This window comes from Nonomuraea antimicrobica, from assembly GCF_039536965.1.
GTDB lineage: Bacteria > Actinomycetota > Actinomycetes > Streptosporangiales > Streptosporangiaceae > Nonomuraea > Nonomuraea antimicrobica.
Window position 1 is genome coordinate 41,127 of the sequence record NZ_BAAAZP010000224.1, and the last position, 14,691, is coordinate 55,817.

At 70.3% G+C, this 14,691-nt stretch carries 14 protein-coding genes; 8 read left to right on the forward strand and 6 right to left on the reverse strand.

What is annotated here, in order from left to right; all coding sequences use genetic code 11:
* Nucleotides 1-2: 2 nt before the first annotated feature.
* Nucleotides 3-410: a pyridoxamine 5'-phosphate oxidase family protein gene (locus ABD844_RS47725; RefSeq protein WP_344894921.1), complete on the reverse strand. Its 408-nt coding sequence runs from the start codon at nt 408-410 to the stop codon at nt 3-5.
* A 198-nt stretch (nt 411-608) separates the two neighbouring features.
* Here ABD844_RS47725 and ABD844_RS47730 point away from each other — a divergent pair, with 198 nt between their 5' ends.
* Nucleotides 609-1,586: an Acg family FMN-binding oxidoreductase gene (locus tag ABD844_RS47730; protein WP_344894924.1), complete on the forward strand. Its 978-nt coding sequence runs from the start codon at nt 609-611 to the stop codon at nt 1,584-1,586.
* An 18-nt stretch (nt 1,587-1,604) separates the two neighbouring features.
* Here ABD844_RS47730 and ABD844_RS47735 read toward each other — a convergent pair whose 3' ends face one another.
* Both ABD844_RS47735 and ABD844_RS47740 read right to left on the reverse strand, forming a co-directional pair.
* Entirely contained in the window at nt 1,605-2,741 is a 1,137-nt protein-coding gene (locus ABD844_RS47735; protein WP_344894927.1) for a sensor histidine kinase, read from the reverse strand.
* Entirely contained in the window at nt 2,738-3,400 is a 663-nt protein-coding gene (locus ABD844_RS47740) for a response regulator transcription factor (RefSeq protein ID WP_344894930.1), read from the reverse strand. The genes ABD844_RS47735 and ABD844_RS47740 overlap by 4 nt, the downstream gene beginning before the upstream one ends.
* 152 nt (nt 3,401-3,552) lie before the next feature.
* Between ABD844_RS47740 and ABD844_RS47745 the strand changes: the two genes are divergently transcribed.
* The 5 genes from ABD844_RS47745 (at nt 3,553) to ABD844_RS47765 (ending at nt 9,179) form a co-directional block, all read left to right on the forward strand.
* A complete protein-coding gene (locus tag ABD844_RS47745) occupies nt 3,553-5,091 on the forward strand; it encodes a DUF1349 domain-containing protein (protein WP_344894933.1) in 1,539 nt (512 codons plus the stop codon).
* A 98-nt stretch (nt 5,092-5,189) separates the two neighbouring features.
* Nucleotides 5,190-5,762 (forward strand): RNA polymerase sigma factor, encoded by a 573-nt coding sequence (locus ABD844_RS47750; protein ID WP_344894936.1) that lies wholly within the window; start codon nt 5,190-5,192, stop codon nt 5,760-5,762.
* Nucleotides 5,755-6,513 (forward strand): hypothetical protein, encoded by a 759-nt coding sequence (locus ABD844_RS47755; RefSeq protein WP_344894939.1) that lies wholly within the window; start codon nt 5,755-5,757, stop codon nt 6,511-6,513. Before ABD844_RS47750 ends, ABD844_RS47755 begins: the two co-directional genes overlap by 8 nt.
* Nucleotides 6,514-6,591: 78 nt before the next feature.
* Complete coding sequence (locus ABD844_RS47760; protein ID WP_344894942.1) at nt 6,592-8,151, forward strand: heparinase II/III domain-containing protein; 1,560 nt, start codon at nt 6,592-6,594, stop codon at nt 8,149-8,151.
* Between the two features lie 227 nt (nt 8,152-8,378).
* Nucleotides 8,379-9,179, forward strand: a complete 801-nt coding sequence (locus tag ABD844_RS47765) for a glycine-rich domain-containing protein (RefSeq protein ID WP_344894945.1) — start codon at nt 8,379-8,381, stop codon at nt 9,177-9,179.
* Between the two features lie 88 nt (nt 9,180-9,267).
* Here ABD844_RS47765 and ABD844_RS47770 read toward each other — a convergent pair whose 3' ends face one another.
* The 3 genes from ABD844_RS47770 to ABD844_RS47780 all read right to left on the reverse strand — a co-directional run bounded on the left by ABD844_RS47770 (nt 9,268) and on the right by ABD844_RS47780 (nt 11,889).
* The gene (locus tag ABD844_RS47770) at nt 9,268-10,488 is read right to left on the reverse strand and encodes an epoxide hydrolase family protein (RefSeq protein ID WP_344894948.1); all 1,221 of its coding nucleotides are present in this window, start codon (nt 10,486-10,488) and stop codon (nt 9,268-9,270) included.
* Nucleotides 10,485-10,949 carry a MarR family winged helix-turn-helix transcriptional regulator gene (locus tag ABD844_RS47775; protein ID WP_344894951.1) on the reverse strand — a complete coding sequence of 155 codons (465 nt, stop codon included), beginning with the start codon at nt 10,947-10,949 and terminating at the stop codon, nt 10,485-10,487. The genes ABD844_RS47770 and ABD844_RS47775 overlap by 4 nt, the downstream gene beginning before the upstream one ends.
* A 490-nt stretch (nt 10,950-11,439) precedes the next feature.
* A complete protein-coding gene (locus ABD844_RS47780; protein ID WP_344894954.1) occupies nt 11,440-11,889 on the reverse strand; it encodes a hypothetical protein in 450 nt (149 codons plus the stop codon).
* Nucleotides 11,890-12,634: 745 nt separating this feature from the next.
* On the opposite strand from ABD844_RS47780, the gene ABD844_RS47785 reads away from it, so the two are divergent.
* Nucleotides 12,635-13,822 carry a benzoate/H(+) symporter BenE family transporter gene (locus tag ABD844_RS47785; protein WP_344894957.1) on the forward strand — a complete coding sequence of 396 codons (1,188 nt, stop codon included), beginning with the start codon at nt 12,635-12,637 and terminating at the stop codon, nt 13,820-13,822.
* A gap of 465 nt (nt 13,823-14,287) precedes the next feature.
* A complete protein-coding gene (locus ABD844_RS47790; protein ID WP_344894960.1) occupies nt 14,288-14,686 on the forward strand; it encodes a hypothetical protein in 399 nt (132 codons plus the stop codon).
* The last annotated feature ends 5 nt before the right edge of the window (nt 14,687-14,691 follow it).

Below are 14,691 nucleotides of genomic sequence, written 5' to 3' on the forward strand. Positions count from 1 at the left end.
GTTCAGCCGGTGATGCGACGGCCGGACACCTGCTCGGCCTCGACCACGATGTAGTGACCCAGGCCGTTGGGCGCCCAGGCCGTCAACGGCAGGCCCGCCAGCCGGTCTATCTCGGCAGGATCGGTCGCGGCCCGTGAGTGCCCCACCGCGGTCACCGACCAGCCGGTACGCCGCTCGGGATCGTACTCGTCGGCCTCGAAGGCCACGACGGAACGCCGGGTGGCCGCCGCCAGCCGTGACCCGATCGAGGTACGGATCACGATGGACTGGCCGTCGAGGCGGAAAGTGACCGGCTGGACGGCCGGCAGGGCCTGATCGGTGAACACGATCCGCCCGATCGGTGTCGTGCACAGCAGTCGCAGGCACTCCTCGCGTGAGAGCACCTGAAGTCCGGACGAATCACGCCGCATACCCTCAACCTCCTAGCTCGACCCGCCCCGCGTTAGGGGCGAAAGTCCCTCCTTTGTGCCCCTGGCCAACTTTCCGTGCCGCAGTAGGTCGGCGGATCACGACAAAGGGCTGACGGCCCTGGCGGCGCGGGACGTTCGGCCCTGACGGGGGCCGCCCCAGCGTGATGCGCTGAAGACAGGCTCCTGGGAGGGGGGATCATGGCTGTTCTCTCGGCGAAGCACGCGCTGGACACCGCGGTGGAGGCCGCGCGCTGGGCGCCGTCCATCCACAACACGCAGCCGTGGGCCTTCTCGATCTCCCGAGAGGAGATCAGCCTGCGCGCCGACACGGACAGAAAGCTCCGCGTCGGCGACGCCTCCGGCCGCGAGCTGCTGATCGGTTGCGGCGCCGCCCTGTTCACCATGCGTACGGCGATGCGTTGCGAGGGCTTCGAACCGGAGGTGCGCATCCTGCCCGACCCGGACCGCCCGTCGTTGCTCGCCACGCTCCGGCCAGGGGTCGAAGTGCCGCCCGACGAGTCCATCAAGGTGCTGGGCCGTCAGATCGAACGCCGCCGCACCCATCGGGCCGGCTTCGCCGACGTGCAGGTACCGGACGCACTGATCGAACGCCTGGCTCGCGCGGCCATGGAGGAGGGGGCCAGGCTGACTCCTGTCCGTTCCCCGCGGGCGGTCAAGGTCATCGCCGCGCTCACCCAGGCGGCGCAGGGTGTGCAGGCCCAGGACCAGCGTTTCAGCCTGGAGCTGATCCGCTGGGCCCAGCCGCCCGGCAGCAGCCGTACGGACGGAGTGCCTGCCGAGGGCTACCCGCGCCAGGCGATGCGCACCGACCCCGACTTCCCACAGCGGGACTATTCCTGGCAACACGACTGGGGCAGCCAGGCCGACCAGCGAGCCGCGACGTCCGTCGGGGTCGTGGCGCTGCTCACCACGCCAGGAGACGGCCGCCAGGAGTGGATCGACGCCGGGCAGGCGCTGCAGCACGTCCTGCTGTACGCCGCCGCGTACGGGGTGAGCGCCGCCTTCCACACGCAGGCGCTGGAGATGGGCCTGCTGCGCGAGTTTCTACGGTGCGAACTCTGCTCGGGCCAGTATCCCCAGATGATCATGCGGCTGGGTGTCACCTTCGACGACAAGGACTCGGTCCGCCGCCCCCTGTCCGAGGTCATGGCCTGAGGATTCGGCCCCACTCCCTCAGACGTACGAGTTCTGCCCTTCTCGGTGGCTCGGATGAGATCCGTTCACGAAGCGCACGGTGATGGACAGGCCGCCTTCGGGGCGTGCGGTGGTGGTGAGGGTGGCGTGGTGAGCTTGGGCGACGGCGTTGACGATGGCGAGGCCGAGGCCGTAGCCGTCGCGGCGGCCGTGACGATCGGGCGCCAGTTTCTGGAAGGGCTGGAACAGGCGGTGGATCTGGTTCTCGGGGATGACCGGCCCGCTGTTGGTGACCGTCAGGGCCACCTGGGAGCCGGAGGTCTGCGTGGTGACCTCCACCTGCCCGTCTGCGTGGTTGTGGCGGATGGCGTTGTCGATGAGGTTGGCGACGAGGCTTTCGATCAGTTTCGGGTCCCCGGCTGTCACCGCGGGCGTGAGGTGTTCGGCGAGGCCGAGGTCTTTCCGCATGGCCTGTTCGCGGCGGGAGCCGAGCACTTCTTCGACGACGTGGGCGAGGTCGAGGGTGTCCCAGCGGGTGACGCCGCGCTCGCTGGTGGCCAGGGTGAGCAGTGCCTCGACGATCCGTTCCTGGTGTTCGCCCAGGGCGAGGGCGTCCTGGCAGGCCGCGCGCAGGGTGTCGGTGTCGGCATCAGGGTCGGCGAGGGCGACTTCGAGGAGGGTACGCAGGCCGGCGAGGGGGGTGCGCAGCTCGTGGGAGGCGTTGGCGACGAAGTGGCGCTGGGCGTCGAAGGAAGCTTGCAGGCGGGCGAACAGGTCGTCGAGGGTGTGGCCGAGCTCGGTCAGCTCGTCCGTGGGCTCGCCGAGGTCGAGGCGCCGGTGCAGGTTTCCGGCGGAGATGACTTGGGCGGTGGCGGTGATGGCGCGCAGCGGGTGCAGGAACCGGCCGGCGACGTACCAGCCGAGCGCCAGGGCGACGGGGATCAGGATGACCAGGGCGACGGCGGATCCCGCGAGGAGCTGGGGCAGGCTGATCCCGGGCCCGGCCTCGGCGATCGCGCTCGGTGAGGGGTCGTCCTTGGGGATGGCCGCGTGGATGCTGACGAGCGGGACGTCGACCATGACGAGCACGAAGACCCCGGCGGCGTAGATGCCCGCCGCGTAGGCGAGCGCGAGCCGCTTCTGCAAGGGCCTGCTGGCGAGTCGCCGGGAGGTCATGACGGTCCGATGCGGTAGCCGCCTTCGCGGATGGTCTCGATCACGGGCGGGTCGCCGAGCTTGGCCCGCAACCGGTGCATGGTGTGCTTGACGGCGCTGCTGAAGGGGTCGGCGGCCTCGTCCCAGACGCGTTCGAGCAGTTCTTCGGCGGAGATGACCAGACCGGGCACGGCGAGCAGGCATTCGAGCAGGGCGAACTCCCTGGGGCTCAGCTCAAGACGCCGGCCGGCCCGGAACGCGGTGCGGCGGGCCGGGTCGAGGGTGATGTCCCCGCAGGCCAGGGTGGGCGGCAGCGGCGGTGTGGCGCGGCGGGCCAGGGCACGGACGCGGGCGACCAGTTCGGCGAACGCGAACGGCTTGGGCAGGTAGTCGTCAGCGCCGAGGCTGAGCCCGTGGACGCGGTCCTCGATCGTGCCGGAGGCGGTGAGCATCAGCACGCGGGTCTCACAGCGGTCGTGGGCGAGCCGCCGGCAGATCTCGTCCCCGTGGACGCCGGGCAGATCGCGGTCGAGGATCACCACGTCGTAGCGGGTGGCGGCCACCCGGTCGAGGGCGGCGGTTCCGTCCAGGACGACGTCGACCGCCATGCCCTCGCGGCGCAGCCCGGTTCCGATGGAGCGGGCGAGGACCTCGAAGTCCTCGACGACGAGGACCCTCACCGCCACCCACCGCCGGTCGTCGTGCGGTCGGGGCGATCGAACCGGCCGCCAGGTCGAGGTGCCATGCCGTCAACGATGCCAGATCCCGGGTTCCAGCCCGGTCGCAGCCGCTGCGACCGGGCTGGAACCGGGTGCGGCCTACAACCGTCGGCATGAGTTCATCAACGCCGTACCGATCCGGCCAGCGGGCCGGGCAGAACGGATTCCCCCGGTTGCTGCGCGCGGAGTGGGCCAGGTTCCGCGCCGTGTGCGGCTGGGGGCTCGCCATGGCGGCCTCCGTGCTGGTCACCGTGTCGCTCGGACTGCTGATCGCCGGGGGCGCCCGCAGCACCTGCGTGACGGGGAAAGGCGAGGGCCCCTGCCCCGCGCCCTTGGTAGGACCCGATGGTACGGCGGTCAGGGACAAGTACTTCTTCGTCCACCAGCCGCTCACCGGGAACGGCGGCATCACCGCCCGCGTGTCGGACATGACCGGGCAGATGCGGGTGCCGGACGCCGTACCCGGGGCGCGCAACGTCAAGGAGGGGGTGGTGCCGTGGGCCAAGGCCGGGCTCCTCGTCAGGCAGAGCCTCAAGCAGGGCACACCGTACGCCGCCGTCATGCTCACCGGAGATCACGGCGTGCGGATGCAGCACAACTTCACCCACGACGTGCCCGGCGGTCCGCACAACGGCCCGCAGTGGCTGCGGCTGACCAGGTCGGGCGACACCATCACCGGCTACGAGTCGGACGACGGCAAGACGTGGACCGAGGTCAGCACGGTCGAGCTGACCGGGCTGCCGGAGACGGTGGAGATCGGGCTGTTCGCCACCTCGCCAGGCGCCTTGTGGGCCACGGCCTCAGCCTTCGCCCAGGTCACCGCCACCTTCGACCAGATCGTGCTACGGGGCGCGAACGGTTCGTGGCGCCACGACGACGTCGGCGTCACCCTGGAGTCCGACGGCAGGACCCCGCATCACCCGGGCCGGGCCGTCGAGTCCGGCGACCGGCTCATCGTGACCGGGGGCGGCGACATCGGGCCCGCCACGGCGGAGGGCGGTCTGCGTGCCGACCTCACCCTCATCGGCGGGGCCCTGGGGCTGATCCCGGTGCTCGCGGTGGCGGTCACGTTCCTCACGGCGGAACATCGGCGCGGGCCGATCGGGGCCGGCTTCCCGGTCGCGCCGCATCCGGCGCGGCTGCTGGCCGTCAAGGCCGCGGTGATCGGCGCGGTCGCGTTCGTTACGGGGCTGGTGGCCTCAGGGGCCGTGGTCCCTGTCGGCATGGCGGTCTTGCGTGCCAATCAGAACCCGATTCAGCCGATCACCCTGGCCACCGAACTCCGGGTGATCGTCGGCTACGCGGCGCTGACCGCGGCCGCCGCCGTGCTGGCCGTGGGCTTCGCCGTGCTGGTCAAGCGGGGCATGGTCGCCATCGGCCTGGCCGTCGCGCTGGTGGTCGTACCCTCCCTGCTGGCGACCGCAGGACTGGTGCCGTGGCTGCTGATGATCACTCCTGCCGCCGGGTTCGCGATCACGCAGAGCGTCCCCACGTTCGCGCATGTGGACGTCAACCAGTCGCTGCTCGGTGGCTATCACCCGCTCCCGCCATGGGCAGGCTTGGCCGTGACCTGCGGATACGCCGCCCTTGCCCTCGGGGCGGCGATTGCCGTACACGGCAGGGGAGCCTCACGTCAGGTGCCGCTCGCCTGAAGGCGCAGAGACGCCGTCTCCTGGAATGAGCGGGGCATGAAAGTGATCCGGCGTATCGGGTGATAAGAGATGACCACTGAAACGTCGGAAGGCTGCGCATGACGGGGGAGACGATCGCGATGCCGGTGCCCTGGGTGGCCCGCGCGCCGGGCGCCCTGGACGAGGAGGTGTTCGCCGAGGTGTTCGACGCCCACTTCGGCGAGATCCACGCCTATGTGGCCCAGCGGCTCGGCCTGGACAACGCGGAGGACGTCGTGGCCGAGACGTTCCTGACGGCGTTCCGCAAACGCGACCGCTACGACCCGTCGCGTGCGAGTGTGCGTGCCTGGCTGTACGGCATCGCCACGAACCTCATCGGCAAGCACCGCCGCCTCGAGGCCCGCACCCTGCGCGCGCTCGGGCGTTGCGGCCCCGAGCCCGAATCCCCCGGTCACGAGGACTCGGTCGCGGTCCGCGTCAGCGCCCAGAGCCTACGTCCGGAGCTGGCCGCCGCCCTGGCGGAGCTGGACCGCCGCGACCGCGACGTCCTGCTGCTCGTCGCGCTCGCCGGGCTGAGCCACGACGAGATCGCCACCGCGCTCGGCATCCCGTACGGCACCGTCGGGTCCCGCCTGAGCCGGGCGAGGAAGAAGCTGCGCGCCCTGCTCGGGGAGGTGCTGGTCCATGGATGACCTGGAGCGCATCAGAGAGCTGTACGGCACGCGGCGGCCTGACCCGCAAGCCCAGGGCAGGGTGTGGCGGCGCGTGACGGGCAGGCGCAGGCGCAGCCGGCTGTCGTGGCTGATGATCCCGGCGGTGGCGGCGGCCGTCGCGCTGGCGTTCGTGGTGCTGCACGAGCCTCCCGTCTCCGGACGTTCCGTGCTGCTGGCGGCGGCCACCAGCGCGGCCTCCGTCCCCGGCGCCGAGGGTACGTACTGGCACATCAAGAAGGTGCGGAACGGGTCCGAGGTGACCGAGCTCTGGGTGGCCAGGGACGGCCGGGCGTGGACGTCGGACGGGGAGCGCGTCTCGCCGGTCACCGGCCGGTCGCCGTTCAGCATGGCTGGGCGTGATCTGACGTTCGAGCAGATCCAGGGCCTTCCCGCGGATCCGGCGGCGCTCAAGGAACGGGTGGCCGCGATGCTGCCCTCGAACACCCCCGGCCTGCTCGCCGACGCGCTCAGCGGTCTGCTGTGGACCAAACCGTCCCCTCCTGCGGTCCGCGCCGCCGCCTACCGCGTGCTGGCCGAGCTGCCCGAGGTGCGCTATCTGGGTGAGAGCCCTCCCGGCGAGGCGTTCTCGTACGTGCTGGCGAACGGTAACCGGCGCACGCTCGTCATCGATGCGGAGACCTCGCAGGTGCTCTCCTCCACCGACAGCGGCCCGTCGCCGCGCACCGAGCGCGTGATCGAGGCGGGCTGGACGGACCGGGGTCCCCGCTAGCACCCACCTTTCGAAACGACGACGGCGACGACGACAGCGGCGGCTGGGTTTCGCCTGCCCGAAAACAGGAGCCACGACGTGTTCTGGCGTGCCCGCACGACCTCAGGCAGGGCCATCTGCCTGAGCGACCAGTTTCCCGCGATCAAGGTGGAGGAGGTGATGCGCAGGCGGGTCACGTTCGCCGGGATGCCGCCGGTCGAGCTGGGCGCGGACGTCGACTGGACCGCGAACCCGCACGGCAACCGCTCCTGGGCCCTGAACCTGCACGCGCTGCGTTGGATGGGCCGCCTGGTCGCCGAGTTCGAACGCTCGGGCGAGCACCCGTACCTCCACCGCGCCTCCGACCTGGCCGAGCAGTGGATCCGCGAGAACCCGCGCGGCGGCGCCGGCATCAGCCCGTGGGCGTGGGCCGAGCACGCGGTCGCGTTACGCGCCCCGGCGCTCGTGTGCCTGAGCGAGCACGTCCGGACCCGTCTGCTGTGGGACAGCCTGGCCGAACACGGCGAGGTTCTGGCCGATCGCGCCCTCTACCGCGCCGGCCACAACCACGGCCTGGACCAGGACATCGCGCTGCTGGTGGTCGGCTGCCGGCTCGGCCGGGCACGCTGGCGCGACCTGGCCATCCGCAGGATGACCGCCTCCGCCGAACTGGCCATCGACGAGCAGGGGGCGCTGCGGGAGCAGGCCCCCCGCTACGGCCTGTACGTGCACCGCCGCCTCGGCGTGGCACTGCGGGCGATCGACGAGAGCGGCGCGGCGCCGCCTCAGACGTTGATCGCCCGGCGGGCGGCGCTGGAGGCGTACGTGGCGCACGCCACCCAGCCCGACGGCTTCCTCGCCCCCATCGGCGACAGCCCCGCCAGCACCCGCGCGGACGGCTTCCCGCACGAAGGGCCGGTGGTGCGGGTGTTCGACGGCGGGTACGTCTTCGGCAGGACTGCCTGGGACGACCCGCGCTCGGCCTACTACTCGATCAGGTTCGGCCCTGGCCGGCGGATGCACGGGCACGAGGACCACCTGGGCGTCACCTACAGCGCCCAGGGCCGCCGCGTCCTGGTCGAGGCCGGGTTCCACTCCTACGAGCGGACGGGGTACGTGGAGTGGACCCGTTCGCCAGAGGCACACAACGTGCCCGTTGCGGAAGGCGCCTTCCGCCCCGGCACCCCCACGCTGCTCGTCGGCTCGTCCACGGGGCCGTCACGCGAGAGCTTCGAACTGGCCGACGACGCGTACGGGCCGACCAGAACCCGGCACGTCCTGGTCAACCACGGGCCCGATCTGATGGCCGTACAGGACTCCGTCGACCGTGGGACCCTGCGCAGCCTCTGGCACTTCGCCCCCTCGCTGAAACCGGTCTCCCAGAGTGAGGGCGCGGTGGTGCTCGGGGACGGGGAGTGGCGGGTGACGCTGCTGCAGTTCCCCGGAGCGGGGCTGGCGGTGCGCCCTGGGTTGATCTCGACCGGCTACCTGCGTACCGCCGAGGTGGTGACCGTGGTGTCCCCGCCTGCGGCAGGCGTCCTCACCCTGATCGTGCCCGGCGCCGCCGACCCCCGCGTGTCGTTCTCGGGCGACGCCCTGACCGTCCACACCCCGGACGGCCCCGTCACGCTACACGCCCCATACAGCCGGAGGACGTAGGTGTCGCTGGACATCTGGACATGTCGTGCGGCACCCAGCTCATGCCGTACACGTGCCAGATCGCGCGACTCACGAGACTTGGCGCTTGATCACGAAATCCCTGCCTGGCGGGTGGGCCGCGTCGAGTCCGCGCAAATCAACTTCGTTTGGTAGTCGTGCGGATGCGGATCGTAGTCGCAATCTTGGGGCGCACACACTTGACCCCGAAACCACCCCACGGAGAGTGCATGCGCACCTCTACCCCCCGGCCAGGCCACCTCATCCGCCCCGCCACAGGAGCCGCAGTGGGAGCCGCGGCGGCCGCCGGTCTGCTGCTCGCCGCGGCCGGCCCTGCCCACGCCGCCACCACGCAGTCGTACGCCACCCCCGGCACCTACACCTTCACCGTGCCCGCGGGCGTCTCCCAGGTCAGAGCGGTCCTGACCGGGGGCGGAGGAGCCGGCTCCCTCGCCTGGTTTCACCAGGTCCCCGGCAGCGGCGGCGGGGGCGGTGCCACCGCGGCCTGCACCCTGCTCGTCCGCCCCGGCGACACACTGACCGTCACGGTCGGCACCGGAGGCACGTCCCGGCATTTGCCCCGGGACATCCGCCATGGCACCCACTCGACCATCGGCCATTCCGGCGGCGGCGCGAGCGCCGAGGGCGGCCGCGGTGGCCTCAGCAACAAAAGCACCGCCGCATCCTGGGGCGGTCCCGGAGGCGGGAAGGACGCCACCTGGTGCTCCGGAACCGACGCCCGCCTGAACTTCGGCCATCCTGGCACCAACGGCCGAAGCTCCGACGCAGCGCCGGGAGGTGCTCCCGGAGCCGGCGTACACGGCGCCTGCCCCGCCGGGGCCGGGGCCGGTGGAGCTGGGATGCCCACCCACTGGACGCCGTACAGCCAGGTCGGGGTTGGCCACGAAGGCTCTGCCGTAGGAGACCAGATCGGCTTGCCCGGCGGCCAGGACGGCCTCACCCGCGGCCTTGCTGGTTCGCCGACGTTCGCGATGAGGGGGCCGTGCCGGCGGGGCCGCAGGGTCTCCTGACAACCCCACGGGCCTGCCGCCGGCTGTGGCGTAGCGGCACGTTTCAGCGCATGCGAAGCGAACTACGCGCCGCCCGGTGGGGCGTCCGTCAGCGGCGGCCGCGGAAGGTGCGGCGCAGGTCCTCGACCCACTCTCCGGGGATCTCCCACGGGATGAAGTGGCCGCCGCGGTCGTGTGCGGTGAGGTTGACGTGGTTGTACCAGGCGGCCCGGTCGCTGTCGACGAAGTGGCGGACCCGCTGCTCGGTGGTCACGCCCGGCGGGTTCTCGTACCCGACGAAGGTGATGCCGGTAGGTGCCTCCACGACCGGCCACCGGTCGTGCGATGGGGTCCACGGGTAGCGGTTGTTGTTGGCGTAGGTGCGGATCGAGGTGCCGATCGCGTTGTTCGCCCAGAAGATCATGGCGTGGGTGAGCAGGTCGTCCTTGCCGAACACGGTCTCGATGTCGCCGCCGTCGTCGCTCCAGCTCATCCAGCGCTGCAGGATCCAGGCGAGCATCCCGGCGGGGGAGTCCGACAGCCCGTACGAAAGGGTGCTCGGGTCGAGCATGTGCGCGGCGAGGTGGACGGCGAACCGTTTGTCCCGGGCCACGACCTGCGCGTGGACGTCTGCGGGCAGCCCTTCGGGGATGGGCTGGCCGCCGCTCAGGTCCCAGGCCCGGTCGCCGTTGAACAGGTCGAGCTTCAGGCCGGAGCCGATGTGGATGGCGTAAAGCTCGTCGGCGTGCTTGTGCCCGAGCTGCCCGGTGACGAGCGCGCCGACATCGCAGCCGGCGGCGGCGTACCGCTCGTGGCCGAGCGTCTCGGTCATCAGGGTGTGCCAGAGGTCGGCGACCTTCCAGAAGTTCATGTCCGGGTGGTCCGGCAACGGGGTGGAGAATCCGAACCCGGGGAACGAGGGCACGATCACGTCGAACGCCTCGTCGGGATCGCCCCCGTACGCCCCGGGGTCGGCTAGCGGGTCGACGACCTTGGACCAGTGCCAGAACGTCCAGGGCCAGCCGTGCGTGAGGATCAGCGGTGTCGGGTTGGGCCCTGCGCCGGGCCGGCGCATGAAGTGCACGGGTACGCCGTCCACCTCGACGCGGTAATGCTCGTACGCGTTGATTGACGCCTCTGCTTTGCGCCAGTCGTACTCGTCGCGCCAGTACTCGACCAGCTCCCGCAGGTAGGTGCGGTTGACGCCGTAGTAGGAATCGTCGTTGCCCGCGTCGATCGGCCAGCGGGTGAGGGCGAGCCGCTGTCGCAGATCGGCGAGCACGTCATCGGGCACTTGAATGGGCGTTGGCGTCAGGGGGAAGTCGGTCATGCTCGTCCTCGCTGCTCGTTCTGGGACTCGCCGAGTTCGGCGATGCGGCGGAGGGCGGGCAGCGCGGCGGCGATCGCGGAGCGCTCTTCGGCCGAGAGCCGCTGGAGAATCGGTGCGAGCCGGGCGACCCGGTCGGCGTAGCGAGCCGCGACGACCTCGGCACCCGCGGGCGTGATGTGCACGAGCACGGCCCGGCCGTCACGGGGGTCGGGTCGCCGCTCAACCAGACCGTCGTTCTCGAGCCGGGTCACCACCTGCGTGATGGCCGATTGGGTGACCTGCTCGGTCGCGGTGAGCTCGCCGAGCCGCATCGGACTCCGCCGGGCCAGCGTGTGCAGCACCGACAACGTGGTGAAGCTGTGTCGCTGGATCGACGGCAGCCGGATATAGAAGCCGTTGAACTCCTCGACCACCGCCGCCATCTCGCCCGGATCCAAGTCGGGCGTCCGCTTCTCCGTCACGCCGGAACTGTATCAGCAACTTATTAAAGTATCTAATATATATGGGAGTCACCCAGGCTGAGGGAGGGGATCCGCTAGGGGGAGGGCGCCGTCGTAGCAGGCGATCTCGCGTCCGACGTCGGCCATCAGGCGCATGCGCAGCGCGGGGCCGACCTCACGGAGATAGCCCGACGCTGACGTGGCGCGGTGAGCGTTGCGCCACGGTCGGATCAGACAGGAACAGTCCAGTTCGTGGTGAGCCAGGCGAGGTCTGCTTCGTGACGTTCACACGTTAGACGTTCTCGTTCAACGAGCGCCTCGGTCTTGGTCAACACCAGGGTGTACGGGCGGCCCTGCCGCCTGGTCTCGTGGCGGACGGGCAGCTCGACGAAGAACTGCCCGGTCTCGTACAGGACCTGTGAGCGGAGTTCCCGCCATGCCTTTCAAGCTTTGGCGTTGGCGGCGCGCACGATCCATCCAGTCGGTCGGCGGATCTCTTCGCCTCGGCCGCTCACTCGGCGCCGTCGACGGACTGTCCGCCGCTACCGTCGAACGGATTGGCCAGGTCACGGGCGATCTCGGGATCGCTCCAGGCCAGAGCGGTGGAGGTCCACGACCGGCGGGCCCGGGCATAAGGCAGCAGTTCCCCGGTGTCGGCTCCGGCCAGCAGATGAGCGAGGAGTTCGCGGACACACTGCGGCCGCTCGTGCTCCGGAAGCCAGGTCAGCCAGGGGAGGTCCTCGGCTAGGGCTTCTTCCGCCAGGAGCCGATTGGAGCGAGCCACGATGGTCATGGATCGGGCCAGCGTGAGGAGAGCGGCACGGGCCGCCTGGTAACGCTCGTCGCGTACCAGCCAGACGTTTTCGGCGTCTCGCCGCTCCAGGAGCACATCGGCAACGTCGAGCTCGGGGAAGACCTCGTTGCGGTCACGGGCCAGCGCGCTGAAAGGGAACGTCTTCATGAATCCAGACTACCCATCGAGTGCATCACTAATGCAACACTAATGGTGAAGAGCGCGAAGGGTAGATGTTGATGTTCGCGTTCGCAGGTCGGGTATCGACCGAGGATCTGCAGGATCCCACCACGTCCAGGCAGTGGCAGCGGGTCCCGGGCTGAGCAACTGATCGAAGGCGGCGGGGCCGATCGTGGCCGAGTTCTTCGATCTCGGTCAGTCCCGTTCGGTCGCGTCGACGGCGCGGGTGCGGACGCGTCTCTGCGGGCCGGAGGAACACCCCCGCGTGCGCGGGGACGACCGGATCCGGGACTCGTAGTAGCCGGTCGGGTGCGGAACACCCTGTCGTCACGGGGTCAGAATTCGGGATCAGGCACACAGTTCGTGATCGGACCCTGGTCCGGCGAGCAGGATGCGTTTGCGCAGGAGATCAGGGTTGGCGCGGCCGTACATCTTCGAGGTTGGCGGGGTGTTGCGCAGAAACCAGTCGGTGGCCTGCCGGGCCGTACGTGGCCGCGGACGTCAGCGCGGGCCATCGCTGCGGAACAGGCGCGCCAACACGAACCGCTGGGTGCCCGTATTCTTGACGTTGCGACTGGCGTAGCCGGATGTGACCGGCGTGGAGCGTATGAGCGACATCGACCGCCTGGGTGTCCCTCGGTTATCGAACCGGAGGAACATCATGCATTTACGGGATGAACCCGCATCAAGCGGCGCAGGTGGTCGGAGGCGATCCGCAGCGTGGGGTCGTCGCGTGACGGCGGCGTCGGCACCGAGCGGTGTGTTCTCGCCGATCTCCGCTGGTGTGGTTTCGGCACTGGTCGGGTTCACGAGCGCCTTCGTGGTTGTCCTGGCCGGCCTCGCCGCCGTGGGCGCGGATCCGGACCAGGCATCGAGCGGGTTGCTCGCGGTGAGCGTCACCATGGGCCTGTCTTGCGTCCTGCTCGCATGGTGGACCCGGATGCCGATCACCGTTGCCTGGTCGACGCCTGGTGCGGCGCTGCTCGCCACGACCGGGGCAGTAGAGGGAGGGTGGCCCGCCGCGGTCGGCGCGTTCCTCATCACCGGCGCGCTGATCGTGCTCACCGGCCTCGTGCCGCTGCTCGGCGCGCTCATTGCCCGCATCCCCGCCTCGGTAGCCCAGGCGATGCTCGCCGGTGTGCTGCTCCAACTCTGTCTCGGACCGATCACCGGGCTGGCGACGAACCCGCTCCAGGTCGCGCCGGTCGTAGCCGTCTGGCTCCTCGCCACGCGGTTCCTGCCACGCTGGGCAGCCCCCTTCGCTTTCCTGACCGCCGCGATCGTCATCGGCGTCCACGTCGCAACCTCGGGGACCGCGATCGACCTCGCGACGCTCACGCCGCGGGTGGAGATCACGACGCCCGTCTTCACGCTCGCCGGAGTGATCGGCATCGCTCTGCCGCTCTATCTCGTGACGATGGCCTCGCAGAACGTCCCCGGGGTCGCCGTCATGAAGGGTCTCGGTTACGAGGTGCCATGGCGGAGATCGATGCTCGTGACCGGCGTCGGCACCGTCCTCGGCGCGCCGGCCGGCGGGCATGCGATCAACCTGGCCGCCATCAGCGCGGCCCTCGCGGCCGGACCGGAGGCAGGCGAAGATCGCTCACGGCGTTGGATCGCGAGCGTGACCGCGGGCATCGTCCTTGTCGGGCTCGGCATCGCCTCTTCGGCATTCGGCGCCCTCGTGTCCCTGGCCCCGGCCGGGGTCATCGCCGCTGTGGCGGGACTCGCCCTACTCGCCACATTCACCGCCTCCCTGAAGGCGGCGATCTCAGAGCCGGACGAGCAGATACCCGCCGTCGTCACCTTCGTGACCGCCGCGTCCGGCATCGCGATCGCCGGGGTGAGCGCCGCCTTCTGGGCACTCATCGCCGGACTCGTTGTCCGGTTCGTCCTCCGACGCGGAAGGCGGCCGGCCTGACGATCCGCGCGGCGGCGCCTCTGCCACAGCTCACGAGTCTGCCGCAGCTCACGAGCTCGGTGAATCTGATCACCTGTTCCCTGACCTGCTCCTCCCCAGCGGCGGACCAGACGTTCTGGCGAATCCGTGCGGAGGCGCGCGTGCGCCTGCCCAGGCGGCCTCGACGCTGCCACACGGGCGAATAGGGCTGCGCTTGTTGAGCCTGCCCGGGGCGCGCCCGGTAGGTGTGACGGGAGACCGTCACCTTCTCGATTCGGAAGAACGGCTCAACCCGTCGGCTGCGAGAGTGGCGGACGCTCAAGCGGCAAGGTTGGCGACTATGCGCCGGGTAGCCGCCTGCTCCGACGTTTCCGTCAATTTGGGCAAGTGCGACTGAATGCCTCAATATGTGCCAATCTGGTAGAGGATGGATCATCGCGGTGTCCGCCGTACCACGGCGGAACTCGCTACTCCGGAAGGAACCCGATGCGCGTCCTCACCCTCCTGGCCGTGGGCACCTCTCTCTTATTCGCCGCCCCATCGACTGCGCAGGCCACCACTGGCTCGTCCGCCGACCTGGCCTCGGTTGCGAGCGCTCAGGGCGTGGCCGCCGCCTGGCCCTCCTGCGTAAAAGCCAGCCGTACCAAGCTGAACAACAGCGGATGGTCTGACCCCAAGTGGCAGGTCTCGGTCTCCAACAGGTGCGCCAGGGGAATCAAGTACGCGATCGTACGCGACCGGCAGTCCGACTTCGGCTACGTGGCGGTCGCCTCCGGTAAGAGCCACGGCCGCAACATCGGCAAGTACTCCTTCGGGCACAGCGCCTCCGAGCCCGACGGCGTGAAGATCTATTACCGGGGCACCCGCTACACGAAGCGCTTCTGACGTCG

Excerpts from the sequence above, each read along its gene's own strand:
- ABD844_RS47725 (WP_344894921.1), bottom strand. The coding sequence starts at position 410 with ATGCGGCGTGATTCGTCCGGACTTCAGGTGCTCTCACGCGAGGAGTGC.
- ABD844_RS47730 (WP_344894924.1), top strand. The coding sequence starts at position 609 with ATGGCTGTTCTCTCGGCGAAGCACGCGCTGGACACCGCGGTGGAGGCC.
- ABD844_RS47735 (WP_344894927.1), bottom strand. The coding sequence starts at position 2,741 with ATGACCTCCCGGCGACTCGCCAGCAGGCCCTTGCAGAAGCGGCTCGCG.
- ABD844_RS47745 (WP_344894933.1), top strand. The coding sequence starts at position 3,553 with ATGAGTTCATCAACGCCGTACCGATCCGGCCAGCGGGCCGGGCAGAAC.
- ABD844_RS47750 (WP_344894936.1), top strand. The coding sequence starts at position 5,190 with ATGACGGGGGAGACGATCGCGATGCCGGTGCCCTGGGTGGCCCGCGCG.
- ABD844_RS47755 (WP_344894939.1), top strand. The coding sequence starts at position 5,755 with ATGGATGACCTGGAGCGCATCAGAGAGCTGTACGGCACGCGGCGGCCT.
- ABD844_RS47765 (WP_344894945.1), top strand. The coding sequence starts at position 8,379 with ATGCGCACCTCTACCCCCCGGCCAGGCCACCTCATCCGCCCCGCCACA.
- ABD844_RS47770 (WP_344894948.1), bottom strand. The coding sequence starts at position 10,488 with ATGACCGACTTCCCCCTGACGCCAACGCCCATTCAAGTGCCCGATGAC.
- ABD844_RS47780 (WP_344894954.1), bottom strand. The coding sequence starts at position 11,889 with ATGAAGACGTTCCCTTTCAGCGCGCTGGCCCGTGACCGCAACGAGGTC.
- ABD844_RS47790 (WP_344894960.1), top strand. The coding sequence starts at position 14,288 with ATGCGCGTCCTCACCCTCCTGGCCGTGGGCACCTCTCTCTTATTCGCC.